The sequence below is a fragment of the Streptomyces sp. NPDC091287 genome (assembly GCF_044768525.1).
GTDB lineage: Bacteria > Actinomycetota > Actinomycetes > Streptomycetales > Streptomycetaceae > Streptomyces.
The window spans coordinates 18,840-45,546 of sequence record NZ_JBIVUV010000020.1 but is presented as its reverse complement, the minus strand read 5'-3'; the positions used below and the strand labels follow the sequence as shown (position 1 = coordinate 45,546).

Here is a 26,707-nt window from a genome sequence, read left to right as displayed (position 1 = left end):
GGGGCGGGTTTGGGGGTGGGGGCTACGCCCCCCGGTGGGGCGCGGGGGGGGGCCCCCCGGGTGCCGGCCCCCCCCCCCCCGGGGGCGGGGCCCCCCCCCCCCCGGGGGGGGCCCGCGGCCCGGGTGCGTACGGCCGTTTCTCAGCTGTTGGGGCGCAGGGTCCACACGACGGTCATCTCGCCGGTGACCGCGCCGTCGGCACGCCGGATCTCGATGGCGACGGGGAATTCCGGCCGCTGTCCGGCGTCCAGCTCGGCGACGACGTCGGCTATGGGGCGGCCGAGGGTCGCGGTCGCCGTGACCTCGCCCTTGGCGAGCTTCTTGTAGCCGATCTCGGCCTTCACGGCGAGCGGCACGGCGCGCGACATCTGGTCGCCGAAGGCGGCGATGACGATCGCGCCGCTGGCGGACTCGGCGAGCGTGAACATCGCTCCGGCGTGGGGTCCGCCGAGGTGGTTGTGGTAGTCCGCCTGGTCGGGCAGCCGGACGACGGCGCGCTCCGGGGTCGTCTCCAGGAAGTCGAGGTTGAGGGTCCGGGCCATCGGGACCGTCGCGACGAGCATCTCGCCCACGGTCATCTGTTCAGCGCTCATGCCCGAAGGTTACTCACCAGTAGCACCGTTTGGCCATCCCCTTGTGACGGCTCTGGGACAGGGCGGCCGTAGAAGTGACCGGGTACCCCATCTATGGTTACTGGCCATGTGGCCAGGAACGCAGCCGCCCGGGGGCGAGCAGAACCCGCAGGACCAGAACCAGAACCCGTACCAGCAGCCGGGGTACCAGCAGCCGAATCCCTACCAGCAACCGGGATATCCGCCGCAGGGCCAGCCGGGGCAGCCCACGGAGCCGGGCTATGGATACCCGCAGGGCCCGCCCGCCGGGCAGCCCGGGTACCAGCAGCCCAATCCCTACCAGCAGCCGACGGTGCCGCAGTACGCCGTCCCGGGTCCGCCCGGCGGGCCGAAGCCCGGCGACGACAAGAAGAAGACGACGATCGTGGCGATCGTCGCGGCGACCGCGGTCGTGGTCGCGGCAGGCGTCACCGGTTTCCTCGTGCTCGGCAAGGACGACGACGGCAAGAACGTCGCCGACGACAAGAAGTCCGCGTCGCCGAGCGCCAAGCCCAGCGAATCGGCCACCGGCTCCGCACCGCCCGCGGAGAACCCGCGGGGCTCCGACAGCGACCCCAAGCCGGTCGTTCCGGGGTGGAAGGTCGTGACCAACCCCAAGTGGGGCACGCAGTTCGACGTTCCCGGTGACTGGGAGGTCGCGAGTTCGGGGATGTTCTCCGGCTTCGAGGACGCCAAGGATCCCACCGGTAAGCCGGTCGCCGGCTTCTCCGCACCCGCCTACTACAAGAGCAAGTGGTGCGTCGACGACTCCGACGGGGACGGCAGCCAGGAGGACACCGGGCTGGCCGGCGTCGGGACGAAGGGCGCCCAGGGCGCCAAGAGCACCGACGAGGCCGCGGCGATCGAGGCCGCCAACTGGGTGTGGGCCGCCTACGCCCAGCTGGATCCCAAGACCAAGGTCAAGACCAGTAAGCCCAAGGCGTACACCACCGAGTCGGGTCTCTCCGGCAGCGTCGTCCAGGGCACCGCACTGGGCCTCGCCAACAAGGAGAAGTGCGACAGCGACGGGAAGTCGATCGCCTTCTCCTTCAAGAACTCCAAGGGCGACTACTCGACCTGGGTCCTCTACGCCGCCGCCGGCGTCAAGGACGAGCTTCCGGACACCACCATCCAGAAGATCCTGAGCACGGTCCGCCTCTCCGGTGAGCCCACCGGCTGACCCGCGGCGCCCAGCCCGTTCCCGCCTCCGAACCGCCCGACGGAGCCTCAGCCGACGCTGAAGGCTCCGTCGGGCGGTTCGGGCGAGGCGACCGCATCCACGTCCGCCACCGGGCGGGCCCCGCCGATGAACCGGGTCAGCGCGGGGCCGTGGGTGACCCGTGCGGGGAAGGCGTCGCCGGCGCAGGCGCGGACGAGCGGGGCCACGTCGAGGGGCGCGTACGAGGCGAGCAGGACGAGGTTGCCGAAGCGCCGCCCGCGCAGCACGGCCGGTTCCCCGATGAGCGCTAGTTCCGGGAAGACCGCGGCGAAGTTCGCCAGCTGGGAGCGGAGAAAGGCGAACGGCGCGCTGTCGGCCAGGTTGGCGGCGTAGATCCCGTCCCCGCGCAGCGCCCGGCCCACGGCCCGCGCGTACTCGACGGAGGTCAGGTGCGCCGGAACACGGGATCCGCCGAAGACGTCCGCGATCAGGAGGTCGGCGGAGGCGGGGACCACCGCCTCAAGCCGCTCCCGGGCGTCGGCCGCGTGCAGGGTGATGCCGCTGCCCTCGGGCAGCGGCAGATGCTCCTGGACCAGCCGCAGCAGCTCGCGGTCCGCGTCGACGACGTCCTGGCGTGATCCGGGGCGGGTCGCCGCCACATAGCGGGGCAGGGTCAGCGCCCCGCCGCCCAGGTGCAGGACGTCCAGGGGCTCGCCCGGCCCGGCCGCGCCGTCCACGACGTGGGCGAGCCGGCGCACGTACTCGAACTCCAGGTGGGACGGGTCGTCGAGGTCGACGTAGGACTGGGGGGCGTCGTCGACCGTGAGCAGCCAGGCCCGGTCGCGATCCACGTCGGGCAGCAGCCGGGCGGTGCCGCAGTCGACCTCGCGGATGACGGGTATCGGCTCGTTCACGCCTCCATTGTCGCCTCCCGCGCCGCGCTGCCCGCCACCCCCGGGACCAGGGGTGGCGGGCAGCGGTGGTGCTCAGAGCAGGGCGGTGACCGTGCCCGCGCCGACCGTGCGGCCGCCCTCGCGGATCGCGAAGCCGAGACCGGACTCCAGTGGCACGTCACGGCCCAGCTCCACGGTCATCGTGACCGTGTCGCCGGGGCGCGCGACCGCCGACTCGCCGAGGTCGACATCGCCGACGACGTCCGCCGTACGGATGTAGAACTGCGGCCGGTAGCCGGTGGCCACCGGGGTCGACCGGCCGCCCTCCTTCGTCGACAGGACATACACCTGGGCGGTGAACCGGCGGCTCGGCACCACGCTGCCGGGCGCGGCCACGACATGGCCGCGGCGGACCCGGTCGCGCTCCACCCCGCGCAGCAGCAGCGCGACGTTGTCCCCGGCCTCGGCGGACTCCATCGGCTTGCCGAAGGTCTCCAGACCGGTAACGACCGTCTCGATGTCCGCGCCCAGCACCGCGACCCGGTCGCCGACGCGGACGGTGCCGCGCTCGACGGCGCCGGTGACGACGGTGCCCCGGCCGGTGATGGTCAGGACGTTCTCGACGGACAGCAGGAACGGCGCGTCGGTGTAGCGCACCGGAATCGGTACGTACGTGTCGACGGCGTCCAGCAGCCCTTCGATCGCCGCCGTCCACCGTGGGTCGCCCTCCAACGCCTTGAGCCCGGAGACCCGGACCACGGGGACGGTGTCGCCGCCGTACCCGTGCGCGGAGAGCAGCTCACGGACCTCCAGCTCGACCAGGTCGGTCAGCTCGGGGTCGCCCGCGTCGGCCTTGTTGAGGGCGACGACGATGTGGTCGACGCCCACTTGACGGGCCAGCAGGACGTGCTCGGCGGTCTGCGGCATGATCCCGTCGAGCGCGGAGACGACGAGGATCGCCCCGTCGAGCTGCGCCGCTCCGGTCACCATGTTCTTGATGTAGTCGGCGTGTCCGGGCATGTCGACGTGCGCGTAGTGGCGGGTGTCGGTCTCGTACTCGACGTGCGCGATGTTGATGGTGATGCCGCGCTGGGCCTCCTCGGGGGCCCGGTCGATCCGGTCGAAGGACACGTAGGAGGTGGAGCTGTCACCGCGCTCGCTGAGGACCTTGGTGATGGCGGCGGTGAGGGTGGTCTTGCCGTGGTCGACGTGGCCCATGGTGCCGATGTTGAGGTGCGGCTTGGTGCGCACGTAAGCCGTCTTGGACATGGCTCGTTCCTTGGATGACTCGAAGCTGAGAAGAGAAGACCCCAGGGCCCCGCCGACCCTCCCCTTACGGGGTCCGCCGGACTGTCGGGGGAGGGTCAGCTTCGGGCGCCGCCGATGGGCGCTGCGGCGGCGGTGCACGCTGCCGCTTCCGCGGAGAACGCCGCCGCGAGGGCCGCGTCGTTCGCGGCAGCCTTCGGCGCGTCCGCGACTGCGGACGGCGCTGCGGGGAAGGCGTACCGGAACATGCCCCTGATCATGGCCGGGCGGGGCGTTGCCGTCGAATGGTTTTCCCGACGCCTCGTCCCGACGCCTCAGAGGTTCTTGAGCGCCTCGCGCGCGGAGAGCGGCGACAGGCGGGTCCCGGCTCCCCCGACGAAGTCGCGTACGGCGGTGGGATCGGTCTTGGCGTACTCCCGCAGGGCCCAGCCGATCGCCTTGCGGATGAAGAAGTCGGGGTGGTCCGCGCGGCGCAGGCAGTAGCCGAAGAGCCGGTCGGTGTCGGTGGCTTCCCGGTAGCGCAGTTGGTGCAGGAGGGCGGTCCTGGCCGCCCAGAGGCTGGGGTCGTCGATCCACCGGTCCATCTCCCGGGCGAGCGCCGGCTCGGCGGCGACCAGAGGTCCCGCGACATGCGCGGCCAGCACGTCGACCGTGTCCCACCAGGGGACGGTGGTCACGAGGTGGTGCAGGAGGGGCAGGATGCCCGAGGTGCAGCGGCCCACGTACCGGCGCAGGTAGTCGGCGGCGAAGTACTGGTACTCCCGCTCCGGCAGCCGCCAGCAGCGCAGCGCGATCGCCGTGCAGTCCGCCTCGTCCGGCCGCCCGGCGCCCGCCAGCACGGCCCGCGACAGGGCCCGGCGCTCGGGGGTGGGGATCCCGAGGAAGGGGGCGACGTGCTTCATGTACGCGGCGGCTCCCTCGGCCCGTACGGGGTCGGCGGCCGGGGCGTAGACGGCGACGAGCCGCTCCAGGACGGTGTCGGCGAGGGTGCTGTCCGGCGGGGCGGGGGCGTCGGCGGCGGGGTTCACGCGAGGCACATTACGGCGATCACACAGCGTTTTCGGTTACTCTCCCCGAATGTTCGACCCCGTCCCCACTGCCCGGCCCGCCACCGGCCCCGCCCTGCGCCTCTCCAGGGCGCTGCTGTCACCGTGGTCCCGGTTCTCGCTGCTCGTGGTGGTCCTGCTGGGGGCCGCGTCGACGATGCTGCTGTTCGAACCACAGCGGCTGCTGGCGTCGGGCTGGCCGCCCCAGCTGACCGGGGGCACGGCCGCGATGCTCTTCGGGCTGGCGTACGGGGCGCTGACGGTGGCGTTCGTGCCGCGCCCGCTGCTCAACATCGCCGCGGGCGCGTTGTTCGGCGCGCAGGCGGGTCTCGCGGCGGCGCTGGCGGGCACGGTGCTGGGCGCGGGCGTGTCGTTCATGCTGGGGCGGGTGCTGGGCCAGGACGCGCTGCGGACCCTGTTGCGCGGGAGGCTGCTGACCGCCGCGGACGGGGTGCTGAGCCGGCACGGCTTCCGGTCCGTCCTGGCGCTGCGGCTCTTCCCCGGGGTCCCGTTCGCCGCCGCCAACTACTGCGCGGCGACCTCCCGGATGAGCGCTCCGCCGTTCCTCCTGGCCACCGGGCTGGGGTCGATCCCGAACACGGCGGCGTACGTGATAGCCGGCAGCGAGGCCGCGTCGCCGACCTCGCCGGTCTTTCTGGCCGCCATGGGCTTCATCGTGCTGTCCGCTCTCGGCGGGGCACTGGTCGCCTGGCGCAAGCGCCACCGGCTCGGCCGGGACACGCCGGAGGACTGAGCGTACGGCGGCACGTGGATGACCGGTGCGGTAGGCCTGACGTTTACTTTCAGGCGATACGCTGCCCGCGACCTCGATGTCCTTGTTGTCCTTGACCGCACTCCGTACTCCGCACGCAGCCGACGGGCCCAGTCGTCCGTGGCCGATGCACGATCACCTCCGGGATGGCCAAAGCCCCATGAGCTGGTTCGAATCATTCGTCCTGGGACTCGTTCAGGGACTGACCGAGTTCCTGCCGATCTCCTCCAGCGCCCATCTGCGGCTGACCGCCGCGTTCGCCGGCTGGCACGACCCGGGGGCCGCCTTCACCGCCATCAGTCAGATCGGCACGGAGGCGGCGGTGCTCATCTACTTCCGCAAGGACATCGCACGCATCCTGTCGGCCTGGTTCCGCTCGCTGACGGACCGTTCGATGCGCGGTGACCACGACGCCCAGATGGGCTGGCTGGTCATCGTCGGCTCGATCCCCATCGGCGTACTGGGCATCACGCTCAAGGACCAGATCGAGGGCCCGTTCCGCGATCTGCGGCTGATCGCGACGACGCTGATCGGCATGGGCATCGTGCTGGGTATCGCCGACCGGCTGGCCGCGCGCGACGAGTCGGGCGGCAAGCACCGGGTGGTGAAGGAGCGCAAGACGCTCAAGGAGCTGGGGGTCAGGGACGGTCTGATCTTCGGGTTCTGCCAGGCGATGGCGCTGGTCCCCGGGGTCTCCCGGTCGGGCGCGACGATCAGCGGTGGTCTGCTGATGGGCTACACCCGCGAGTCGGCCGCCCGCTACTCGTTCCTGCTGGCGATCCCCGCGGTGCTCGCCTCGGGCGCCTACGAGCTCAAGGACGTGGGCGAGGGGCATATCTCCTGGGGCCCGACGATCTTCGCGACGCTGGTGGCGTTCTTCGTCGGATACGCCGTCATCGCGTGGTTCATGAAGTTCATCACGACCAAGAGCTTCATGCCGTTCGTCATCTACCGCATCCTCCTCGGCATCGTCCTCTTCATCCTGATCTGGGCCGGGGTGCTCAGCCCGCACGCGGGTGAGTCGGCGGGCACCACCCCGTAGGCGTTGTGCGCCCCGCCCGGGAGCAGCCGGGCGGGGCGATCCAGCAGCGCAGCAGCCAGCAGCGCGGATAGATGGTCCCCACCGTACGGCGGGGGTCTGACAACGCCGGGGCCTCAGGCTGCGGAGGCGTCAGGCCGGTGGAGGCGTCAGGCCGGTGGCGGACAGGACCGCGTCGACCGTCTCGTCCACGGTCAGCTCCGCGCTGTCGATCCAGATCTTCTCCCCGGCCAGTTCGGCGCGCATGGCGTCGTCCAGCGGGGACCAGTCCGTCGTCAGCGTCTTGTCCCGGGCGAGGTTGCGCTCCCTGGCCTTCGCGGCGCCCGGGGCCTGGACCACGCAGTGCAGCGGTACGCCGGTGAGCGTGGCGCGGTAGAAGTCGAGGTGGGCACGGCGTACGACGACGTCGTCGATGACCGGGAGGAAGCCCGCGGCGACGAAACTGTCCGCCAGCAGGCAGGCGTTGCGGGCCCGGAGGAAGATCTGCCGGTCCGCCTCCTCGTCCCCGTCGGGCGAGGGCCACCGGCCGCCGGAGACGATGAGTTCCTGGAGGGCGTCCACCTCGATGTGGGCGGAGGCGGCGAAGCGGGCGGCGAGAGCCGCGGCCACTGTGCTCTTGCCGCTGCCGGGGATGCCGATGAGCAGGACAGCGGCGGCCGCCGGTTCGGTGTCCACCGGTACTTCTGTCCACCCCATGGGGCCGCGCTCCCTCGTTCAGTACACGTCACGCACGTATCTGCGGTCCGAGGCTAGCTGCTTGACCTGCGCGGCCGCCGCGTCGGGTTCGAGTCCCCCGTGGGCGACGGCGATGTCGCGCAGGGCCCGGTCGACGTCCTTGGCCATGCGGGAGGCGTCGCCGCAGACATAGAGGTGGGCGCCGTCGCGGAGCCAGGACCAGAGCTGGGCCCCGTGCTCGCGCATCCGGTCCTGGACGTAGACCTTGGCCCGCTGGTCGCGGGAGAAGGCGGTGTCCAGCCGGGTCAGGGTGCCCGAGCGGCTCAGCGCGTCGAGTTCGTCGCGGTAGTAGAAGTCCGTGGCACGGTGCTGCTCGCCGAAGAAGAGCCAGTTGGCGCCGGGGTGGCCGAGCGCCCGGCGTTCCTCCAGGAAGCCCAGGAACGGGGCGACTCCCGTACCGGGTCCGACCATGATCATCGGGGTGGCCGGGTCGGCGGGCGGGCGGAAGCGTTCGTTGCGCTGGACGAACACGGACAGGGGGCTGTCCGGTGCGGCGTCGGCGAGGAACGTGGAGGCGACGCCCTTGCGCATCCGGCCGCGGGGGCTCTCGTAGCGGATCACGGAGACGGTCAGCCGCATCCGGTGAGGGTCCAGGAGCGGGCTGGAGGCGATGGAGTACAGCCGGGGCCGGAGCGGCCCGAGCACCCCGGCCCAGGCGGCGGCCGTGGCCCGTACCGGGTGTTCGGCGAGGACGTCCACGGCCTGCCTCCCCCAGATCCACCGGTCCCTCTCGCCCTTGTTGTCGGGGCGCAGCAGCTTCTTCAGGGACCGGTCCCCCGTGTGGTCGGCGACCAGACGCAGCAGGTCCGGGGTGATGCGGGCGATGTCGAGGTGGCGGTGCAGGGCCGTCTCCAGGGCGACCGGGCCGTGCCCGGGGACATCCACCTCGGCGGCGGGGTCGAGTCCGGTGACGGCGAGCCATTCGGCCACCAGATCCGGCGAGTTGAGGGGCTGTACGCCCAGTGCGTCCCCGGCCGTGTACGTCAGGGGGGTGTCGGCGCCCCGCGTGTCGATCGTGAAGGCACGGACCTCCTTCGTCGCGCCGGGCAGGCTCAGGAGGCGGTTCCCGGTGAGGAGGGCGGTGACGGGCGCGGCCCTGGAGGGACGGGCGGGAGCCGTCCCGACCGGCGACGCCGTCGCCGCGGCCGCTGCGGGCGGTGCGGCCGCTGCCGCCTGCTCCGTCCCTTCCGGTGTCGTCGCCTCCAGCGCCGCCCGGACCTCCTTGAGCCACTGCCCGAAGGGCTGTTCGTACTCCGGTTCGCAGTCGGTGCGCGGGACCAGCCGCTCCGCGCCCAGTTCGCCGAGGCGTTCGTCCAGACGGCGGCCGTGGCCGCAGAAGTCGTCGTAGCTGGAGTCGCCGAGCGCGAGTACGGCGTAGCGGACGCCCTCCAGGCCCGGGGTCCCCGGGGCGTTCAGCGCCTCCCAGAAGCCGGAGCCGTTGTCGGGGGCGTCGCCGTCGCCGAAGGTGCTGGTGACGACGAGGAGGTCGGCCGGGCTCGGCAGGGCGTCGGGCGTCCCGTCGTCCATGCCGAGGAGCGTGGTGCGGTACCCCTCGGCGTCCAGTGTCCGGGCGGCCGTCGCGGCGACCTCCTCGGCGTTGCCGGTCTGCGAGGCCCACAGCACGACGACCGGCCGGCCCGGTTCCTCCGCGGCGCCCGCCGTCGCCGCGGGGGCGGGCTCGGGCTCCGGCGTCCCCGCGAGCCGGGAGTACGTGCCGGCCAGCACGCCGTTGACCCACAGCGCGTGGTCCGGGGCGAACGGAGCGCCCGCCGGAAGCACCGGGGTGCCCTCCGGCCGGGTGCCCAGGCCTGCGAGGAATCCGGTCAGATAGCGGCGTTCCGTCTCCGTGAGGACGGGTGGGGCGGTGTCCATCAGGCCCAGCGTGCCCACCAGACCCGACGTGTTCACCGGGCCCGACGTGCCCACGGATCGGAGACCGGGGCCACCGGTGGGCGAGGGCCGTTCCGCCGCGGCGGGTTCGTTGCGCGGCGCGGGTGCGGCGACCTTCGCCAGCCGGACCGCGCACACCTTCAGCTCGGGCTGGAACGAGATCGGGTCGACCGCGTCGTTGGTCACGGCGTTCACACCGAGGTACTCGCCGAACAGGTCGTTCCAGTGGAACGGGGCGAAGCACTCCCCCGCCCCGACCCGGTCGGTGATCCGGGCCGGCAGCACCGCGCGGCCGCGCCGCGAGGCGACCTCGACGCCGTCGTCCTCGCCGATGCCCAGGGCGGCGGCGTCGTCGGGGTGGATCTCCACGAACGGCCCCGGGTCCAGCCGGTTCAGCTTGGTGATCTTCGCGGTCTTGGTGAGGGTGTGCCACTGGTGCTGGAGCCGCCCGGTGTTGAGGAAATGCGGGAAGTCCTCGTCGGGCATTTCGGCCGGCGGCACGTGCGGGCGGGCGTGGAAGACGGCCCGGCCGCTCGGTGTGGGGAAGGCGAGCCTCGGCACGCTTCCGTCGGGCCGCACGGTCAGCTCCTGGCTGACGCCGTCGTTGAGGTAGCGCACGGGGTTGCGGGCGGGGCCGTCGACGGCGGCGCTGGGCCACTGCACAGGCGTCCCGCGCAGCCGCTCGTACGTCACCCCGCGCAGGTCGTAGCCGGTGCGCGGGTTCCAGGCGCGCGTGATCTCGGCGAAGACCTCCTCGGCGCTCGTGTAGCCGAAGGCGTCCTCGTACCCCATGGCGCAGGCCACCGCGGCGATGACGCGCCAGTCCGGCCAGGCCTCTCCCGGCGGGTCGGTGGCACGGCGGGAGAGGGTGAGGGTGCGCTCCGAGTTGATCATCACGCCCTCGGACTCGGCCCAGAGGGCGGCGGGCAGGACGATATCGGCGTACGCGTTGGTCTCGGTGTCGGCGAACACGTCCTGGGTGACGACAAATTCGGCGGCCTCCAGGCCCTCGATGACGGTCCGGCGGTTGGCGACCGAGGCGACCGGGTTGGTGCAGATGATCCAGCAGGCCTTGATCTCTCCCTCGGCCATGCGCCGGAACATGTCGACGGTGCCGCTGCCCGAGCCGTCCGCGCGCAGGGTGCCGGGCGGAACGCCCCACAGCTCCTCCGTGAAGGCGCGTTCCTCGTCGACCAGGACCGATCGCTGGCCGGGCAGTCCGGGTCCCATGTAGCCCATCTCGCGCCCGCCCATGGCGTTGGGCTGGCCGGTGAGCGAGAACGGGCCGCTGCCGGGGCGGCAGATCGCTCCGGTCGCCAGGTGCAGGTTGACGATCGCGTTGGTGTTCCAGGTGCCGTGGGTGGACTGGTTGAGGCCCATCGTCCAGCAGCTCATCCAGTCGCCCGCCTCGCCGATCCAGCGGGCCGCCCGCCGGATGTCGTCCTCGGGGATGCCGGTGATCTCCGCCACGGCGGCGGGCGGGTAGTCGCGGAGGAAGGCGGGCATCTGCTCCCAGCCCTCGGTGTGCTCGGCGATGAACCCGGGGTCGGTGTGCCCGTTCTCGACGAGGAGGTGCAGCAGCCCGTTGAGGAGGGCCAGGTCGGTGCCGGGCCGGATCCGGAGGTACAGGTCGGCCTTGGCCGCGGTGGCGTTGCGCCGGGGGTCGACGACGATCAGCTTCGCGCCCGCCTTGACGCGCTCCATCATCCGCAGGAAGAGGATCGGGTGGCAGTCGGCCATGTTGGCGCCGGTGACGAGGAAGACGTCGGCGTGGGCGAAGTCCTCGTAGGACCCGGGCGGCCCGTCCGCACCGAGGGACAGCTTGTAGCCGCTGCCCGCGCTCGCCATGCAGAGCCGGGAGTTGGACTCGATGGTGTTGGTCCCGATGAAGCCCTTGGCCAGCTTGTTGGCGAGGTACTGCGCCTCCAGCGTCATCTGGCCGGAGACGTAGAGGGCCACCGCGTCCGGGCCGTGGGTGTCCAGCACGGACCGCAGTCGGCGCGCCGTCTCCGCGATGGCGGCGTCCCGGCCGAGCGGGGCGGGCTGCTCGCTGCGGTCGGGGCGGGCCAGGGCGGTGGTCAGCCGTCCGGGGGCGGCGAGGAGGTCCGCGCCGGTGGCGCCCTTGGTGCACAGCCGGCCGGCGTTCGACGGGTGCTCCTTGTCCCCGGAGGCCTTCACGACGGTGCGGCGGCCGTCGGGGCCGGCGGCGATGTCGAGGACGATCCCGCAGCCGACACCGCAGTACGAGCAGACCGTGCGCACCCGGTCGGTGGCGGGAGCGTCCGGCGGCGGGGTCGGCACGGTCATGGGGGCCCTTCGGGGGCGGGCGTTCCCGGAGGGACGCGGGGGCGGGCTGCGGTCACCCCCGAATCTAGGAAGGGCCCGTTACCCGGGGATGACACCGGGCGAACAACGACGGTTACGTCGCCTGCACACCGCCCGGGGGCCGCCGGTGAGGCCCGCTCGGTGACGGGCGGTGCGGGGCGGGTGGTGTCCGACGCCGGACGGCGATCGTGCGGGAACTTCTCCGGCGGGGCGGCCGACTACTGGAGAGACGCCGGGTGCGGGAGGCCCGTCCGGTGACGGAAGCGGCGGCCGGTGACGTGACACGGCCGGCGTGGCGACGGCAGCAGGACACCCACGGGGCCCCGGGCCCGGGAGGAGGCCGCGAGGCATGCACTGGTACGAGGACGACGCGCTCTGGTCCGATTTCGCCCCGACGATGTTCTCGGCGGCGCGGGCCGAGTCCACCGCCGCCCTGGTCGCGTCCTCTCCCCTGCTGGACTTCCCACCGGGCACGAGAGTCCTGGACCTGTGCTGCGGGCCGGGTCTCTTCGTGGTGCCGCTGGCGGAGCGCGGGTACGAGGTGACGGGGGTCGATCTGTCGCCCTCCATGCTGGAGAGCGCCCGGGCCGCCTGCGACGCGGCGGGCGCCGAGGTCCGGCTGGAGCGCGCCGACATGCTCACGTACCGGCAGCCGGGCGCCTTCGACGTGGTGCTGAACGTCTTCACGTCGTTCGGCTACTTCGACGAGGCCGACGACAACCTCCGGGTGCTGCGCAACGCCCATGAGAGCCTCGCCCCCGGCGGGCAGCTCCTGGTGGACGTGATGGGCAAGGAGGTGCTGGCGGGCTGGATCGGGCGGCCGAAGGCGGTCGATCTGCCCGACGGCGCCTACGTGGTCCAGCGCGACACCGTGCTCGACAGCTGGCGGCGGCTGCGCACGGACTGGACGCTGGTGCGCGGCACGACCGCGCGGACGGCGTCCATCACCTCCTGGCTCTACTCGGCGGCCGAGCTCCACGCCCTCTTCGAGAGCGCGGGCTTCACCGACGTGGAGTGCTTCGGCGGGTTCGACGCGTCCGGCTACGACCAGCGCTCGGACCGGCTGATCGTGCGCGGGCGGCGCAAGTGAGGGCCGGGGCGGACGCCCGTCCGCGCGCCGCGGGGCCGGACGCTTCCGCGCGCCCGGCCGTCGCGACGGTCCACGAGCACATCACCGACGCGGTGAAGACCCCGGACCTGATCCGGCTGACCGGCGACATCGTCCTCGCCCGCTTCGAGACGATGAAGGTGTACGCGGCGCTCGGCGCGGTCCGCTCGCTGCTGCGCCGGGGCCGGGTGGTCCCCGGGCAGACCCTGGTCGACAGCTCCAGCGGGATCTACGCGCTGGCGCTCGCCATGGCCTGTCACCGCTACGGGCTGCGCTGCCACATCGTCGCCTCCACCACCGTGGACGCCACCATGCGGGCGCAGTTGGAGATCCTCGGCGCGACGGTCGACGCGATGCCGCCCTCGCAGAGCCTGCGCCTGGACCAGGAGCTGCGGGTGCGCCATGTGCGCCGGCTGCTGGCGGAGCGGCCGGACTTCCACTGGATGCGGCAGTACCACGACCAGGTCCACCACGAGGGCTACCGGGAGTTCGCGGAGCTGCTCACCGGGGCGCTGCCCGAGGGTCCGCTGACCGTGGTCGGCGCGGTGGGCACGGGTGCGTCGACCGGTGGACTGGCCCGCGCGCTGCGGGAGTCGGGGCGGTCGGTGCGGCTGGTGGGCATCCAGCCGTTCGGCAGCGTGACGTTCGGGAGCGAGCGGTTCGAGGACCCGGAGGCGATCATCGCGGGCATCGGCAGCTCGATACCGTTCGGAAACGTCCGCCACGAGCTGTACGACACCGTCCACTGGCTGGACTTCCGCCATGCGATGGCGGGGGCGGTCGGGCTGCTGCGGGAGCACGCGGTGTTCGCGGGACTGTCCACCGGGGCGGCCCATCTGGCGGCGTCCTGGGAGGCGGCCCACGATCCCGGGCGGCTGCATCTGATGCTGGGCGCCGACACCGGACACCGGTACGCGGAGCGGGTGTTCGCCCGGCATGCCGAGGCCCTGGACCCGGCCGGGCTGCGGCCCCGGACCATCGCGTCGCCGGCCGATCTGCGGCCGCCGTGGTCGGTGATGGAGTGGGCCGGGCGCGCCGCGCCGGAGGCCGCCAGGACCGTCGAGGGCGACGCCCCCTCCCCCGTACCGACCGTGGAGCTGCTGCCATGACGATCGCCACATTGGAGTCCCTGTCCTTCGGCCTGGGCAGGATGGCGGAGGCCGCCGCCGAAGCGGGGCACCGGCTGTGCCTGCTGACCGGCGACCGTTCGGTCTACCGGCACGAGCTGGCGGTCCTGCCGCCGGACGCGCTGGACGTCGTGGACGTCGACACGATGGATCCGGAGGCCACCCGTCGGGCTCTGGCCGCCGTGCCCGGCCTGGCCGGGCTGATCAACACGACGGACACCTGGAGCCTGCCGGCCGCCGAACTGGCCGCCGAACTGGGGCTTCCGGGCGCGGCTCCCGGGACCGTACGGCTGCTGCGGGACAAGCGCCGGGTCCGGGAGACGCTGCACGCGCGCGGGCTGAGCCGGAGTGCGGCCGTATCCGTCCCGCCGGGTCCCGAAGGCGCCGGGGAGGTGCTGCGGGCAGTGGGGCTGCCCGCGGTCCTGAAGGACTCGGCGGGCACCTCCTCGCGCTCTGTGTGGATCGTGCACGACGAGGAGGCCCTGCACCGGGCGCTGGCGGAGGCGGCGCGACAGCGGCTGGTCGGCGAGCTGTTCGCCGAGGCGTTCCTCGCCGGTCCGCTGTACAGCGCGGAGACCATCGGCTGGGACGGGACCACCCGGCTGCTCGGGGTGCTGAGCCGCCAGACGTCCCGGGCGGCGGTGGTACGGGAGGAGGCGGCGGCTTTCCCGGTGGCGCTGGCCGAAGGCGAGCGGGCCGGGATCGAGGCATGGGTGGGCCGGGTCCTGGCGGCGGCGGGGCACACCCGCGGCTTCGCCCATGTGGAGTTCGTCCTGACCGCCGACGGGCCCGAGTTGGTGGAGATCAACCGCAGGATCGGCGGCGCGCTGGTCGGCGAGGTGCTGTGCCGGACGCTGCGGACCAACGTCTACACGGCCATGATGGACGAGGCGCTCGGCCGTCGCCCGGCCCTGCTGGACACCCCGCTCGACACCGGAGGGCCCGCGTACGGCTTCGTCCTGGTGTACGCGGAGCGGCCCGGGGTGCTGAAGGGCTGGCACGGCCTCGACGAACTCGGGGCGTTCCCCGGGGCGGTGGAGTGGTTCCCGGTCCGCGAGCCCGGCGAGAGCGTGGTCCACGTCGGCGACCAGCGGGGCTGTACGGGCATGGTGCTGGCCGAGGGGCGGACGGCGGAGCTGGCCCAGCACCGGGCGTGGAGCGCGGCCGTCCGGGTCCGCCCGGTCGTCGCCGGGGCGCCGTGAGCCCGGGAAGGTGAGCCTCGGCCGGACGGACGGGACTCCGGGGGCCGGCGCGGACCGTGGGCGGTCGGGCCGGGCCCGGCCGAGGACCGCTCCCGGCCGGACGGGCCGCCCGCCGCTCACCGGTCCCCAGCGGTTCCTGCTGGGGGGCTCGTTCCTGATCACGCTGGGCAGCTTCGCCGTGCTGCCCTACATGTCGGTGCTGCTGCACCAACGGCTCGGCCTCGGTCTCGGCACGGTCGGCATCGTGCTGGCCGTCGCCTCGCTGATCCAGTTCGCCGGCGGGGTGGTGGCGGGGCCGGTGACCGGGCGGATCGGGCTGCGGCGCGCGATGCTGCTGGCGCTGGGACTGCGTACGGCGGGGTTCGCCGCGCTCGTCCCCGGGCTGACGAGCCCGGTCCTTGCGGTCGGAGCGCTGCTGCTGGTGTCGGCGGGCGCGGCGCTGTACCTCCCGGCGAACAAGGCGTATCTGGTGGAGGGGGCGGCCGAGGCGCAGCGCCCCCGGCTGCTGTCGGCGAGCAGTTCGGCGTTCAACGCGGGGATGGCGCTGGGCCCTCCGGCCGCCGCGCCGCTCGTCATGGGCTCCCCCGGGGTGCTGTTCTCCTGCGTCACCGTGCTGTTCGCGCTCGTGGGGGCCGGGCACGCGCTGCTGCCGGCGGGCGCGGCGGACCGGCCCTCCGACGGGTCGTCCGATGGGTCGTCCGACAGGTCGTCCGATGGGTCCTCCACAGCGCCCGCCGCCGGTCGGGCCCCGGGGTCCGGCGCCCCGCACCCGGGGCCTTCCCCGTTCGTGGTGACCGTGCTGAGCGTGTACGCGTTCATGTTCTTCCAGCACTATCTGGCGCTGTACGCGGTCCCCCGGACATCGGCGGCCTTCTACGGGGCCGTCCTGACCGGGTACGCGGCCCTCCTCGTCGTCGCACAGCCGTTGCTGGCGGAACGGGTCGCGGCACTGAGCTACCCGGCCGCCCTGCGGTGGGGGTTCGGCGCGATGGCGGCGGGCATGGCAGCGATCGGGGCCGGGGGGCACGCGGGGATCGCGGTGGGCGGGGCGCTGCTGTGCCTCGGGGAGATCGTGCTCTTCCTCAAGAACGACTTGGAGGCGCTGGCCCGTTCGTCGGCCGCCCCGGCGAACGTGTTCGGGCGTCAGCGCCTGGCGGCGGGCATCGGCGCGTTCGCCAGCGGGGTGGTGGGCGGGCAGTTGTACGGGGCGGCGGAGTCGGCGGGTTCGGCGCGGGGGTTCTGGGTGGCGGTCTGCCTCCAGTGCCTGTTGCTGCCGGTGCTTCTGCTCCGCCGACGGCGCACCGCCCGGGACCCCTAGGTCGTGTCCGCAAAGTCTCGTCTGGCCCACGACGCCTGGCACGCACTCTCGCGGCGTTGCCGAAATGCCCGAGTAGCTCCGCTACTAGGACACTCCGGCGCCTTGCGAGAGCACGCACCAGACGCCGCGGGCCCCGCCCAGAGGGCGGACGACGATACTTTGCGGACACTCCCTAGGGATCGCGGGCGGGCGCCGACCAAGGGCTGGGCAGGTCGGTCAGGCCGATGCGGGGAGCGGGCGCCGGTGCGCTTCGGTCGGCGCCGCGCGCCACTGCCCGGCGAGTTCGCGGCGGGCGCGGGCCACGCGGGAGCGCACGGTGCCGATCGGGCAGCCGGCGGCGGCCGCCGCCTCCTCGTAGGACGCGCCCAGCAGTTGGGTGAGGACGAAGGCCTGACGGCGTGCCGGGTCCAGTCGGCGCAGGGCGTCCAGCACCGCGACGGACTCCTCGAATCCGGGGAGATGACGGGGCTGGGCGCGTTCCGCGGCGGTCTGCCAGTCCGCGGTGTCGGCGGTCCGGGGGCGTACGGCGGCGGCGCGGTGCCGGTCGATGACGACGCGTCGCGCGATCGACATCAGCCAGGTCCGGGCGCAGGAACGCCCCCCGAACCGGGCCAGTCCGCTCATCGCCCGGAGGTAGGTCTCCTGAGCCAGGTCGTCGGCCCCGGGGACGTCGGAGCTGAGATAGGCGACGAATCTGCGGACGTCCTCGTAGGTCGCCCGGACGAAGCGGTCGGCGGCGTCCCGGTCCCCGCCGCCCGCGGCGAGCGCCCAGTCGGTGATCTGCCCGTCGTTCTGCCGGGCGGCCGGGACCCGGGGGCGGGGCAGGCGGGTGGTGGACACCCGGATGACCGGCGGCCGGGAGGCGGGCGGCGGCGCGGCGGCAGCGGGCTTTGCGACGGCCGGTGGTGCGGGGGCCGGGAGCGCGGTGGCCGGTAGCACGGTGGCCGGTAGCAGGGTGTCCGGTAGCGCGGTGGCCGGTAGCGCGGTGGCCGGTAGCGCGGGAGCAGGAAGTGTCACAGCAGTCCTTCGCGTCCTTGCGGAGCCGCGGCAGCGGTCGCCCGGCTCCGGTGACCGGTCCCGGGCCCCGTCGGGGACGGCCCGGTGAACCGGCATGCCTGTCACGGGTGTGCGCGGCGCACACCCGTACCGCCTCCGGCGCACAGCGGCCGGAGGGCGGATGGAGGTCAGAGGAAGCGGGGGGAGAGCGGTGGCCCGCGCCGGGAGATGGCGTGCAGGGCGAGAAGGTCCCGGGGTCGGCGGGGCCGGTGGCGGACACGTCGTCGGACGGGCGGCGCGGGCGCGGGCGGCGTCGCGGACCACAGGCGCCAGGCCGTCCGCAGCGGTGCCCGGACGAACAGCACCAGACAGCGGCCCAGCCGGGCGAGGGCGACCTCGCCACGCCACAGCCACCAGCCGCAGATCAGCCCGGCCACCGCGTGGGCGGCGGCCATGCCGAGAGTGAACGCCGCCCCGTCGAAGGCGGCCAGAAGTCCCATCAGGTCCGACGAGCCGCCGATCGGGACCTCGTGAGCGGAATGGTTCATCGCGTCCGACGCACGGCGCCCGCCGCCCGCGTGGTGCGCGCCGACGCCGGACGGCAGCCAGGATCCGGCACAGGCGAAGAAGGCGTGCAGCCCCAACTGGCCCAGGACATGGGCCGTCACGGTCACCGGAGCGCTCCGCTCCCGCGCGGCGAGCCACCATCCCGCCCCGCACACCGGCAGCAGCGCGGCGGCCTGGACGAGCAGGGGCAGGGGCGCGCCGGACATCAGCGCGTGGCCGAGTCCGGACACGGCGACGCACACCACCGCGAACAGCGCGGTGCGTCCGAGTCGGAGTGCGGTTCCGGCTCCCATGGCAGCCATCGTGCCAGTCGCACCCACCCCGGAGAGAAGAGCACCAGATGCCGAAACAACGGGAGTTCGCCGCGTTTGCCCCACCGGCAGCTCAGTGTGATCCATGTCACACGTGAAGGGCGGGAACTTTCCCCTCCCCGCGTCCGACTGCTCCAACAACGCGTCTGCGTACGCCTCGTGGCCCGGGGCCGCCGCACCGCCCCCGCCACCCGATGCCCCCGCCCCGAAGAGGCCGCATGACGAACCCACTCCCCACCCCTGAACCGGCAGCGGCCGCCGAGACGCCCGGAGGCACCGCGCCGGCCACCGAGGCCGGACCTGGAACCGTGGCCGCGGCCACCGAAAGCACCGCACCGGACGACGGCCAGGTCCCCGCCCCCCGGCGGCCGGGAGAGCCGAGACGGCCGACGCTCCGCTCCGACCTGCGGGCCTCGTGGCCCGACGGCCTGGTGGCGCTCCTCATCACCGCGGCGATCTTCGTCCTGCTCTACATACGCATCCGCAACAAGACCTCGTCCACGGTCACCGTGATGCCGTTCATGGCCGACGCGGGCGGCTTCTGGATGTACTTCCTCAGCCAGGCGTTCGGCTGGTCCGCCCTGCTCTGGGCCTGGGGGACCGTCATCCTCGGGCTGATGCTGTCCGGCCCCCGGCCGGGCCGCCTGCCGCTTTCGGGCCCCCGGCTGGAACGCCTGCACCGCACCACGAGCCTCAACACCATCGCCCTGATCGCGGCCCACGCCCTGCTGTTCGGGGCCGAACTGGTCCGGCACGACACCGCGTCCTGGAACTCCGCGGTCGCCACCGCCTTCGTGGAGGCCCTCGTCCCCGGCGGCTACGACTCGGGGACCGGCAAGATCGCCCTCCCCATCGGCCAGGCGGCCCTGTACCTCGCGATCCCCCTCGGCCTGATCTTCTACGTACGCCACCGCATCGGCCAGAAGACCTGGCGGGTACTGCACCGCTGCGTGATCGTCGTCTACGTCCTCAGCGTCTGGCACACCCTGCTGTACGGGACCAACGTCTGGTACGACGGCTGGTTCCGCACGAGTGTCTGGCTGCTCCAGCTCCCGATCGCCGTGCTGCTGCTCCTGCGCCTGATGCGGCCCGCCCGCCGCTCCGAGAAGCTGCCCGGCCGGCCCGGGGCGACCGCGAAGGCCCGCACGGGGTGGGCGCTGCGGCTGGGCGGCCGGCTCGCGGTGGTGGCGGTCGTGGTGGCCCTGGTCGCCGTCGTGGCCAGCGGCAGCGACGGCGGGCGCAGCACACCCCCGGAGGACACCACCTCCACCCATAACCACGACTGAGAGGCCGTCCGCCACCACTGGTGAAAGCCGCCCACACCAGCGGTGAGAGCCGCCCGCCACCACGAGTGAGAGCCGTCCGCCCGGCGACGTACGCTCGGAGGCATGACCACCAACGATCTTCCCGTGATCGCCGCAGTCGACGGCTCCACGCACAGTCGGCAGGCGCTCGACTGGGCCACCCACGAAGCCGTGCGGCGGGGGCTGCCCCTGCTGATCGTCCACGTCCGCCCCATCACCCGGCAGGTCGACGAGGAGACCGGACGGCGCGAGGCGGAGGCCCTCCTCGCCGAGTCCGTGCGCCGGAGCGCGCTCATCGCTCCGGAGCTGCGGCCCTCGACGCTGGCCCCGTTGGACTTCCCGTCGGCGGCCCTGGTCTCGCTCGGCCGGGACGCGTCGATGATCGTGGTCGGCTCGCGCGGGCTCGGCGGCTTCCGCTCGCTGATGGTCGGTTCCAACAGCCTCGCCACCGCGTCGATGGCGAGCTGTCCCGTCGTGGTCGTGCAGGAGGACCGCCCGGAGGGGGACGAGAGCCGTCCCGGGGACGCGGGGGCCTTCACCGACATCGTGGCGGGGGTGGCAGCCGACGAGAGCAGCGAGGCGGTCCTGGAGTTCGCCTTCGCCACCGCGGCTTCCCGGCCGGGTGCCCGGCTGCGGATCGTGCACGGCTGGACGATGTTCTCCTCGATGCTCGCGGGCGGCCCCGTCCTGGACCGGCAGGAGGCGGCGGGCTCGGCCGCGCGGACCCTGGCCGAGCTGACTTCGGGGTGGCACGAGAAGTACCCGCAGGTGGAGATCGTCCGGGAGCCGGTCAACGGTTCGGCCTCGCGCACCCTGGTGACCGCGTCGGCGACGGCGGCCCTGACGGTGATCGGCCGTCGCAAGGGCGGCGAGTCGCTCGGGCTGGGGCTGTCCCCGGTGGCGCAGACGGCGGTCACGCACGCGCTGGGACCGGTCGCCGTCGTGCCCTGTTGAGCCGATTCCCCTGCTCTGCCGAGCCGTTCTCCCCCGCCCCGACGGGTCGCCGGACGCGGCCCGTCGGCGCGGGCCCCTTGGCCTGGCGGGCGGCTTGACCGAGACTTGCCCGATGACACAGCGTGTGGCACTCGCGACCGTGCTGGACCGGCTTGCCATCGATGCGGTGATCACCGGGTACGCGGTGGCCGTCGACGACGGGGCCTGGTCGGACTACGGCGCCCTGTTCACCCCGGACGGCCGCGCGGACTACCGGGGTGCCGGGGGTGTGGAGGGCCCGGCCGACGAGATCGCCCGGTGGCTGGAGGAGACGATGCGCCTCTTCCCCGTACGTCAGCACCTCATCGTCAACCGCCGGATCGACCTGGAGGACCTGGGCGGCTATACGGGCGACCGGGCCGAGGTACGGGCCGACTACCTCAATCCGATGTGCCTGGCCAGGAAGACGGCGGCGGACGGGCCGGAGGCGGACACGCCGGGCCGGGCGGATTCCGGGCAGGCCGGGGTTGCCACGCCCGACTTCGTGACCGGCGGCCGCTACACCTTCGAGCTGCACCGCGCCGAACCTGGCTGGCTGATCCGTACGGTCACCGTCCATGAGAAGTGGCGCAGGGCGCAGGGCGCGTAGGCCCCGCCGTCGCACTGCCGTCGCCGCCGCCCGAAGGGCGCCGGGCCCGTCCGCCGTGCCCCGCTCGGCCCGCGCCCTGTGTCCGGCGGGGATCACCTCCCCCACACTGGGTGTCCAGGGGTTGACGCGGTGACGGCGCCCGCCCGCCCGCGCACGACCGAGGAGGGCACGGCATGCGAATCCGGGGCGGGCGTCTCCCGGTCGGCCGGAACGCGGCCGGCGCGCCCGGCGAAAACATGTCCGGTGAGGGCGCGGCTGCTGAAGGCGGTTCCGGCGCAGGCGGCGCCTCCGGGGACGGCGTCTTCGGTGACGGCGCCTCCGGGGACGGTCCGGAGGCCGGCGGCCGGGGCTCCGCCGGCGCGGGGGCGCTCTCGTCCCCCTGGGCCCGGGGCGCGGCGGCGCTGCTCGCCGGGGCGCTGCCCGCGCTCGCCTTTCCCGCGCCCGGACTCTGGTGGTTCGCCTATGTGGCGCTGGTCCCCTGGCTGCTGCTGATCCGCACCGCGCCCTCACCCCGCAGGGCCGCGCTGGACGGCTGGATCGGCGGCATCGGCTTCGTCATCGCGGTGCACCACTGGCTGATGCCGAGCCTCCACGTCTTCATCGTGCTGCTGGCCGCCCTGCTGGGACTGCTCTGGGCGCCCTGGGGGCTGCTGGTGTCCCGGCTGCTCGGCGGGTCCCCTTCCGTGTCGCGTGCCGTCGCCGCCGTGGTCGTCGTGCCCTCCGGGTGGCTGATGATCGAGCTGATCCGGTCCTGGGAGGGGCTCGGCGGGCCCTGGGGGCTCCTCGGCGCGAGTCAGTGGGAGGTCGCCCCCGCCCTGCGGGTCGCCTCGGTGGGCGGGGTGTGGCTGGTGAGTCTGCTGGTGCTCGCGGTGAACACCGGCGCGGCCCTGCTGGTCGCCGACCGCGCGGCCCGTACGGCCGCCGGCGTCCTGCTGGTGGTGTGTGCCCTGTCCGTCGCGGCGGTGTGGGCCTGGGCGCCGCGGCCCACGAACACCGGAACGGTCAGGATCGCCGTCGTGCAGCCGGGCGTCGTGGAGGGGCCGGGAAGCGTCGCGCGCCGCTTCGACCGGGGCGAGGAGCTGACCCGTTCGCTGCGGGGCCGGAACGTCGACCTGGTGGTGTGGGGCGAGAGCAGCATCGGGGCGGGTGCGTGGGAGCGTCCGGAGACCGCGCGGCGGCTGGCTGACCTGTCCCGCCGGGTCGGCGCGGATCTGCTGGTCAATGTGGACGCCCGGCAGACGGACGGCTCGGGGCGGTCGGGGATCTTCAAGTCGGCGGTGCTCGTGGGCCCCGAGGGGCCGACCGGGGACCGCTACGACAAGATGCGTCTGGTCCCGTTCGGCGAGTACGTCCCGGCCCGCTCCCTGCTGGGGTGGGCGACCTCCGTGGGCAAGGCGGCGGGCGAGGACCGGTTGCGCGGCGACCGCCAGGTGGTGATGACCCTGCCGGACGGGGCGCGGGGGCTGCGGATCGGCCCCCTGGTCTGCTTCGAGACGGCGTTCCCCGACATGAGCCGCAGGCTGGTGCGCGACGGGGCACAGGTGATCGTCGCCGAGTCCGCCACCTCGACGTTCCAGGACAGCTGGGCCCCGGCCCAGCACGCCTCGCTGGGGGCGCTGCGGGCCGCCGAGAACGGCCGCCCGATGGTCCACGCGACGCTCACCGGGATCAGCGCGGCGTACGGGCCCCGGGGGGAGCGGGTGGGCCGCCCGCTCGGCACGGACGCGAGCGCGACGGAGGTGTTCGACCTGCCGCTGGCGCGCGGGAGCACGCTCTACGGGCGGCTCGGCGACTGGCCGGTGTACGGGGCGCTGGCGGCGCTGGCCGTGCTGTGCGCAGTCGAGGGGCTGCGGGCGCTCAGGAGGCCTGCTCCAGGGCCTCCCGGACCACCCGCTCGCACAGCTCATGGGTCGCCAGGGCGTCCCGGGCACTGAGCGTTTCGCCCCGGCGCACGGCGTCGAGGAAGGCGTGCACGCAGGCTTCGATGCCGCGCTGCCGGGCCACGGGGACCCAGTCGCCGCGCCGCTGCACGCTGGGACGGCCCTGGTGGTCGACGATGTCCGCGAGGTTGATGACCTGTCGCTTGGAGTCCTGGCCGGAGACTTCGAGGATCTCCTCGGTCGACCCGTTCAGCCGGTTCATCATGCCGATCGCGGTGAATCCGTCGCCGGACAGCTGGAGCACCACGTGGTGCATCAGCCCGTCCACGATCCGGGCCCGCACGGTGGTGTGGTCGACGGTGCCCGGGACCAGGAAGCGCAGGGTGTCGACGACGTGGATGAAGTCGTCGAGGATCATCGTGCGGGGATCCTCGGGCAGTCCGACCCGGTTCTTCTGCATGAGGATCAGCTCGCGCGGGTGCTCCGCGCACTGCGAGTAGCCCGGGGCGAGGCGGCGGTTGAAGCCGACGGCGAGGCTGACGCCGCGTTCCTCGGCGAGGTTCACCAGCCGCTCGGAGTCGGCGTACTCATAGGCGATCGGTTTGTCGACATAGGTGGCGACACCGGCTTCGAGGAGCCGTTCCACGATCTGCGGGTGCACGGCGGTCGGGGCGTGCACGAACGCCGCGTCCAGCCCGGCGGCGAGGAGGGAGTCGAGGGTCGTGTGACGGCCGTCGGCCGGAACGCGGTGGGTGTCGCCGACGGCGTGGAGCGTGGCGGGGGTGCGGGTCTGCAGATGCAGTTCGACCCCCGGTACGGCGCTGAGCACCGGCAGGTACGCCTTCTGCGCGATGTCGCCGAGCCCGATGCAACCGATCTTCACGAGGTCTCCCTGTCGCCGTGCCGCGCCGCTGTGCGCGGCTGTTCACGCCCCGGCAGCATACGTCGCGGCCGTCCTGGGACCTTCTGCCGGTCCGCTCGCGAATTCCCTGGCCAGGGCCATGATCATGAGCAACTATGGCCCCCATGACTTCTCCGGAACGCACCGAACCCGCTCTCGACGCCGCCGAACGCCCCATGTTGGAGGGCTGGCTCGACTACCACCGCGCGACCTTGGCCATGAAGTGCGCGGGGCTGACGGACGCCCAGGTGCGCGAGGCCTCGGTGCCGCCGTCCGCCTTCACGTTGCTCGGGCTCCTTCGGCACATGGCCGAGGTGGAGCGCGGCTGGTTCCGTGAGGTGCTGGCGGGCGAGGAGCTGCCGGACCTCTACTGCACCGAGGAGGACCCCGACGGCGAGTTCCATGTGACGGAGTCGGACACCTGGGCCGAGGCGGACGCCACCTGGCGGGCGGAGGTCGCGGCGGCCCGGAAGAACGCCGCCGCGTTCGGCCTGGACGACTTCTCCAAGGGCGTCGGCTCGGCGGGCAAGCCGTTCAATCTGCGCTGGATCTACACGCACATGATCGAGGAGTACGCCCGGCACAACGGCCACGCCGACCTGGTGCGCGAGCGCGTGGACGGCGCCACCGGCGACTGACGGTCGCGTCTCCGGCGGCCGCGGGCGGGACCCGGGCGCCGGCGCCGGCGTGACACCGTGCTGACCGGGTCACTCGTGCGGGCCATTCCGCGCCCACCGGGCCCCCGGCGGGCGGGCCGCACCGCAGAGTTACCCAGGTGCAGAGAACCAGAATCGCCGCGAAACTTTTGGTCGGGCTGACGGTCACGGCCGTCTCCGGCTGCGTCTCGGTGGAGCCCCGGGCCGTTCCCCCACCGTATCCCGGCGCCACCGGGCCGGCCCAGGACGTGGCCCCGCAGATCGTGCAGCCGCCCGCCCGTGAGGCGTTGGAGGCCGTGCCGGATCCGAGCCCGCGGGCGGCCCTGCCGTCCTCCCCCGCGCCCGCGGCCGGCTCCCCACCGCGGGCCCGGCGCACCGCACCGGCGGCGGCCTCCCCTCCTCGGGAGCGCCCGGACCCGCCGGGGTCCCGGACGCCGCGCCGGGTCCCGGGCGTCCCGTCCGTCACCGTGCCCGTCCTGCCGCGCGTCCCCGGCGGCGGGGCTGACGTCTGCGCGCTCGGCCGGGGGTACGGCGGCTGGCCGGCGGGCAGTCCGGAGTCCCGCATCTGCTCGGATACGTACGGTCGCTGACGCTCCCGCCTCCGCGCGGGCGCCCGGGGTCACTGCTCCCGCATGCGGAGCTCCAGCCGGTCGATGGCGGCGCGGACCCCGCCGCCGTACCCGTCGTCCGCGAGCGACTCGGCCGCAGCGCGGGCCCGCTGGAGGTGGATACGGGCCGAGTCGGGGCGCTCGAGTTTGAGGTAGTCCGCCGCGAGGTTGAGGTGTAGCGAGGGGTAGAACGCCCGGACGGCCGGGGTGTCCCGGTGTTCCGTCGCCCGGGCCCCGCCACGCCCCTCCCCGCCGCCCGGCCCGTCCCCGCCGTCCGGCTCGTCGCCCGGCCCCTCGGCGGTTCTCAGCCCCTCGGCGGCCGTCAGCGCGCGCAGATCCCAGGCCAGCTCGTCGCCGGGGTCGTCCTGGGTGTCGGCCATGTAGTGCGCGAGGGTGCAGCGGTGCAGGGCGTCGCCGTCCGCTCCGAGCTCCGACCAGAGCGTGCCGAAGCGGTTGCGGGCCTCCTCCCGGTCACCTCCGTGGAGCAGCATGATCGCCTGGCCGATCCTGGTCATGACGGCGTCATCGGACGCCTCCTGCTGCTCCACCACTGCGGTCTCCTCCGTCGCCGGTCCAGCCGGTTGCCGTCGGTCCGACGCTAACGCCGGGCTTCCGCATATCCGGTCAGACACGGGCGTCAAGGCCGGTCAGCCGGGGCCCGTCAGCCGAGTTCGGGGATCCGCCAGTCGATCGGCTGGTGCCCCTGGGCGGCCACGGCCTCGTTGATCTGGGTGAAGGGGCGGGAGCCGAAGAACCTCTTCGCGGAGAGCGGCGAGGGGTGCGCGCCCTTCACCACCACGTGGCGCTCCTCGTCGATCAGGGGCAGCTTCTTCTGCGCGTAGTTGCCCCAGAGCACGAAGACCGCCGGGTCGGGCCGGTCGGCGACGGCGCGGATCACCGCGTCGGTGATCTTCTCCCAGCCCTTGTTCTTGTGGGAGTTGGCCTCGCCGCCCCGGACGGTGAGCACGGCGTTGAGCAGGAGGACGCCCTGCTCGGCCCAGGGCATCAGATAGCCGTTGTCCGGGATCGGCAGGCCGAGCTCCTGCTGCATCTCCTTGTAGATGTTGCGCAGCGACGGCGGAGTCCTGACACCGGGGCGCACGGAGAAGCAGAGCCCGTGTCCCTGGCCCTCGCCGTGATACGGGTCCTGGCCGAGGACGAGGACCTTCACCTGCTCGTACGGCGTGGCGTCCAGGGCGGCGAAGACCTGCTCGCGCGGCGGATACACGGGCCCCTTGGCCCGCTCCTCCTCGACGAAGTCCGCCAGCTCCTTGACGTACGGCTTCTGGAGTTCTTCGCCGAGGACAGCGCGCCAGGACTCGGGCAGCAGGTCGATATCGGTCACGTCCACAACCTCCGGTGAGCAACAGGTTCTTGATCCCAGAACCTACCGGTCGCCACTGACAACGGG

At 73.5% G+C, this 26,707-nt stretch carries 25 protein-coding genes; 13 read left to right on the top strand and 12 right to left on the bottom strand.

Annotated features, from left to right (window positions below):
• Positions 1–140: 140 nt before the first annotated feature.
• The gene (locus ACIQRW_RS29975) at positions 141–578 is read right to left on the bottom strand and encodes a DUF4442 domain-containing protein (protein WP_032792876.1); all 438 of its coding nucleotides are present in this window, start codon (positions 576–578) and stop codon (positions 141–143) included.
• A 121-nt stretch (positions 579–699) separates the two neighbouring features.
• Between ACIQRW_RS29975 and ACIQRW_RS29970 the strand changes: the two genes are divergently transcribed.
• Positions 700–1,791: a hypothetical protein gene (locus tag ACIQRW_RS29970; protein WP_403766012.1), complete on the top strand. Its 1,092-nt coding sequence runs from the start codon at positions 700–702 to the stop codon at positions 1,789–1,791.
• Positions 1,792–1,838: 47 nt separating this feature from the next.
• Here ACIQRW_RS29970 and ACIQRW_RS29965 read toward each other — a convergent pair whose 3' ends face one another.
• The 4 genes from ACIQRW_RS29965 to ACIQRW_RS29950 all read right to left on the bottom strand — a co-directional run bounded on the left by ACIQRW_RS29965 (position 1,839) and on the right by ACIQRW_RS29950 (position 4,957).
• A complete protein-coding gene (locus tag ACIQRW_RS29965) occupies positions 1,839–2,684 on the bottom strand; it encodes a spermidine synthase (RefSeq protein ID WP_403766009.1) in 846 nt (281 codons plus the stop codon).
• Positions 2,685–2,756: 72 nt separating this feature from the next.
• Entirely contained in the window at positions 2,757–3,932 is a 1,176-nt protein-coding gene (gene tuf, locus ACIQRW_RS29960) for an elongation factor Tu (protein WP_403766006.1), read from the bottom strand.
• A 95-nt stretch (positions 3,933–4,027) separates the two neighbouring features.
• On the bottom strand, positions 4,028–4,177 hold the full coding sequence (locus ACIQRW_RS29955; RefSeq protein ID WP_403766003.1) for a hypothetical protein: 150 nt from the start codon (positions 4,175–4,177) through the stop codon (positions 4,028–4,030).
• A 66-nt stretch (positions 4,178–4,243) separates the two neighbouring features.
• Positions 4,244–4,957, bottom strand: coding sequence for a DNA alkylation repair protein (locus ACIQRW_RS29950; RefSeq protein ID WP_403766000.1), 714 nt, complete (start codon positions 4,955–4,957; stop codon positions 4,244–4,246).
• Positions 4,958–5,006: 49 nt separating this feature from the next.
• Here ACIQRW_RS29950 and ACIQRW_RS29945 point away from each other — a divergent pair, with 49 nt between their 5' ends.
• Both ACIQRW_RS29945 and ACIQRW_RS29940 read left to right on the top strand, forming a co-directional pair.
• Complete coding sequence (locus tag ACIQRW_RS29945; RefSeq protein WP_403765997.1) at positions 5,007–5,729, top strand: TVP38/TMEM64 family protein; 723 nt, start codon at positions 5,007–5,009, stop codon at positions 5,727–5,729.
• Positions 5,730–5,907: 178 nt separating this feature from the next.
• Positions 5,908–6,789 carry an undecaprenyl-diphosphate phosphatase gene (locus ACIQRW_RS29940; RefSeq protein ID WP_329153036.1) on the top strand — a complete coding sequence of 294 codons (882 nt, stop codon included), beginning with the start codon at positions 5,908–5,910 and terminating at the stop codon, positions 6,787–6,789.
• 129 nt (positions 6,790–6,918) lie between these two features.
• Here ACIQRW_RS29940 and ACIQRW_RS29935 read toward each other — a convergent pair whose 3' ends face one another.
• Positions 6,919–7,482 carry an AAA family ATPase gene (locus ACIQRW_RS29935; protein WP_403765994.1) on the bottom strand — a complete coding sequence of 188 codons (564 nt, stop codon included), beginning with the start codon at positions 7,480–7,482 and terminating at the stop codon, positions 6,919–6,921.
• Between the two features lie 18 nt (positions 7,483–7,500).
• Positions 7,501–11,718, bottom strand: coding sequence for a molybdopterin-dependent oxidoreductase (locus ACIQRW_RS29930; RefSeq protein ID WP_403765991.1), 4,218 nt, complete (start codon positions 11,716–11,718; stop codon positions 7,501–7,503).
• A gap of 367 nt (positions 11,719–12,085) precedes the next feature.
• On the opposite strand from ACIQRW_RS29930, the gene ACIQRW_RS29925 reads away from it, so the two are divergent.
• Genes ACIQRW_RS29925 through ACIQRW_RS29910 form a run of 4 tightly spaced genes read left to right on the top strand, consistent with a single transcriptional unit; the run spans position 12,086 to position 16,491 of the window.
• A complete protein-coding gene (locus ACIQRW_RS29925) occupies positions 12,086–12,826 on the top strand; it encodes a methyltransferase domain-containing protein (RefSeq protein WP_403765988.1) in 741 nt (246 codons plus the stop codon).
• Positions 12,823–13,953, top strand: a complete 1,131-nt coding sequence (locus ACIQRW_RS29920) for a pyridoxal-phosphate dependent enzyme (RefSeq protein WP_403765985.1) — start codon at positions 12,823–12,825, stop codon at positions 13,951–13,953. The genes ACIQRW_RS29925 and ACIQRW_RS29920 overlap by 4 nt, the downstream gene beginning before the upstream one ends.
• A complete protein-coding gene (locus ACIQRW_RS29915; RefSeq protein ID WP_403765982.1) occupies positions 13,950–15,173 on the top strand; it encodes an ATP-grasp domain-containing protein in 1,224 nt (407 codons plus the stop codon). The genes ACIQRW_RS29920 and ACIQRW_RS29915 overlap by 4 nt, the downstream gene beginning before the upstream one ends.
• A gap of 10 nt (positions 15,174–15,183) precedes the next feature.
• On the top strand, positions 15,184–16,491 hold the full coding sequence (locus ACIQRW_RS29910) for an MFS transporter (protein WP_403765979.1): 1,308 nt from the start codon (positions 15,184–15,186) through the stop codon (positions 16,489–16,491).
• A 216-nt stretch (positions 16,492–16,707) separates the two neighbouring features.
• On the opposite strand, the gene ACIQRW_RS29905 is transcribed toward ACIQRW_RS29910, so the two are convergent.
• Positions 16,708–17,331 (bottom strand): sigma-70 family RNA polymerase sigma factor, encoded by a 624-nt coding sequence (locus ACIQRW_RS29905; RefSeq protein ID WP_403766308.1) that lies wholly within the window; start codon positions 17,329–17,331, stop codon positions 16,708–16,710.
• Between the two features lie 344 nt (positions 17,332–17,675).
• Positions 17,676–18,347: a hypothetical protein gene (locus tag ACIQRW_RS29900; protein WP_403765976.1), complete on the bottom strand. Its 672-nt coding sequence runs from the start codon at positions 18,345–18,347 to the stop codon at positions 17,676–17,678.
• Between the two features lie 236 nt (positions 18,348–18,583).
• Here ACIQRW_RS29900 and ACIQRW_RS29895 point away from each other — a divergent pair, with 236 nt between their 5' ends.
• The 4 genes from ACIQRW_RS29895 to lnt all read left to right on the top strand — a co-directional run bounded on the left by ACIQRW_RS29895 (position 18,584) and on the right by lnt (position 23,185).
• The gene (locus ACIQRW_RS29895) at positions 18,584–19,651 is read left to right on the top strand and encodes a ferric reductase-like transmembrane domain-containing protein (RefSeq protein ID WP_403765973.1); all 1,068 of its coding nucleotides are present in this window, start codon (positions 18,584–18,586) and stop codon (positions 19,649–19,651) included.
• 102 nt (positions 19,652–19,753) lie between these two features.
• Positions 19,754–20,623, top strand: a complete 870-nt coding sequence (locus ACIQRW_RS29890; RefSeq protein WP_403765970.1) for a universal stress protein — start codon at positions 19,754–19,756, stop codon at positions 20,621–20,623.
• A gap of 112 nt (positions 20,624–20,735) precedes the next feature.
• Entirely contained in the window at positions 20,736–21,251 is a 516-nt protein-coding gene (locus ACIQRW_RS29885) for a nuclear transport factor 2 family protein (protein ID WP_403765967.1), read from the top strand.
• A 173-nt stretch (positions 21,252–21,424) separates the two neighbouring features.
• On the top strand, positions 21,425–23,185 hold the full coding sequence (gene lnt / locus ACIQRW_RS29880) for an apolipoprotein N-acyltransferase (RefSeq protein ID WP_403765964.1): 1,761 nt from the start codon (positions 21,425–21,427) through the stop codon (positions 23,183–23,185).
• Here the strand turns inward: lnt and ACIQRW_RS29875 are convergent.
• On the bottom strand, positions 23,109–24,014 hold the full coding sequence (locus tag ACIQRW_RS29875) for a Gfo/Idh/MocA family protein (protein ID WP_403765961.1): 906 nt from the start codon (positions 24,012–24,014) through the stop codon (positions 23,109–23,111). The genes lnt and ACIQRW_RS29875 overlap by 77 nt on opposite strands.
• Before the next feature lie 134 nt (positions 24,015–24,148).
• Here ACIQRW_RS29875 and ACIQRW_RS29870 point away from each other — a divergent pair, with 134 nt between their 5' ends.
• Positions 24,149–24,670: a DinB family protein gene (locus ACIQRW_RS29870; protein WP_403765958.1), complete on the top strand. Its 522-nt coding sequence runs from the start codon at positions 24,149–24,151 to the stop codon at positions 24,668–24,670.
• Positions 24,671–24,807: 137 nt separating this feature from the next.
• A complete protein-coding gene (locus ACIQRW_RS29865) occupies positions 24,808–25,278 on the top strand; it encodes a hypothetical protein (RefSeq protein WP_403765955.1) in 471 nt (156 codons plus the stop codon).
• 29 nt (positions 25,279–25,307) lie between these two features.
• Here the strand turns inward: ACIQRW_RS29865 and ACIQRW_RS29860 are convergent, their stop codons facing one another.
• On the bottom strand, positions 25,308–25,847 hold the full coding sequence (locus ACIQRW_RS29860; protein WP_403765952.1) for a hypothetical protein: 540 nt from the start codon (positions 25,845–25,847) through the stop codon (positions 25,308–25,310).
• A gap of 110 nt (positions 25,848–25,957) precedes the next feature.
• Entirely contained in the window at positions 25,958–26,641 is a 684-nt protein-coding gene (locus ACIQRW_RS29855) for a uracil-DNA glycosylase (protein WP_403765949.1), read from the bottom strand.
• Positions 26,642–26,707: the final 66 nt, after the last annotated feature.

What these genes read in the sequence shown, in the direction of transcription:
- ACIQRW_RS29935 (WP_403765994.1), bottom strand. Translation starts at nt 7,482, where the DNA reads ATGGGGTGGACAGAAGTACCGGTGGACACCGAACCGGCGGCCGCCGCT.
- ACIQRW_RS29915 (WP_403765982.1), top strand. Translation starts at nt 13,950, where the DNA reads ATGACGATCGCCACATTGGAGTCCCTGTCCTTCGGCCTGGGCAGGATG.
- ACIQRW_RS29870 (WP_403765958.1), top strand. Translation starts at nt 24,149, where the DNA reads ATGGCCCCCATGACTTCTCCGGAACGCACCGAACCCGCTCTCGACGCC.
- ACIQRW_RS29975 (WP_032792876.1), bottom strand. Translation starts at nt 578, where the DNA reads ATGACCGTGGGCGAGATGCTCGTCGCGACGGTCCCGATGGCCCGGACC.
- tuf (WP_403766006.1), bottom strand. Translation starts at nt 3,932, where the DNA reads ATGTCCAAGACGGCTTACGTGCGCACCAAGCCGCACCTCAACATCGGC.
- lnt (WP_403765964.1), top strand. Translation starts at nt 21,425, where the DNA reads ATGCGAATCCGGGGCGGGCGTCTCCCGGTCGGCCGGAACGCGGCCGGC.
- ACIQRW_RS29940 (WP_329153036.1), top strand. Translation starts at nt 5,908, where the DNA reads ATGAGCTGGTTCGAATCATTCGTCCTGGGACTCGTTCAGGGACTGACC.
- ACIQRW_RS29900 (WP_403765976.1), bottom strand. Translation starts at nt 18,347, where the DNA reads ATGGGAGCCGGAACCGCACTCCGACTCGGACGCACCGCGCTGTTCGCG.
- ACIQRW_RS29945 (WP_403765997.1), top strand. Translation starts at nt 5,007, where the DNA reads ATGTTCGACCCCGTCCCCACTGCCCGGCCCGCCACCGGCCCCGCCCTG.
- ACIQRW_RS29955 (WP_403766003.1), bottom strand. Translation starts at nt 4,177, where the DNA reads ATGTTCCGGTACGCCTTCCCCGCAGCGCCGTCCGCAGTCGCGGACGCG.
- ACIQRW_RS29925 (WP_403765988.1), top strand. Translation starts at nt 12,086, where the DNA reads ATGCACTGGTACGAGGACGACGCGCTCTGGTCCGATTTCGCCCCGACG.
- ACIQRW_RS29970 (WP_403766012.1), top strand. Translation starts at nt 700, where the DNA reads ATGTGGCCAGGAACGCAGCCGCCCGGGGGCGAGCAGAACCCGCAGGAC.
- ACIQRW_RS29895 (WP_403765973.1), top strand. Translation starts at nt 18,584, where the DNA reads ATGACGAACCCACTCCCCACCCCTGAACCGGCAGCGGCCGCCGAGACG.
- ACIQRW_RS29890 (WP_403765970.1), top strand. Translation starts at nt 19,754, where the DNA reads ATGACCACCAACGATCTTCCCGTGATCGCCGCAGTCGACGGCTCCACG.
- ACIQRW_RS29930 (WP_403765991.1), bottom strand. Translation starts at nt 11,718, where the DNA reads ATGACCGTGCCGACCCCGCCGCCGGACGCTCCCGCCACCGACCGGGTG.
- ACIQRW_RS29885 (WP_403765967.1), top strand. Translation starts at nt 20,736, where the DNA reads ATGACACAGCGTGTGGCACTCGCGACCGTGCTGGACCGGCTTGCCATC.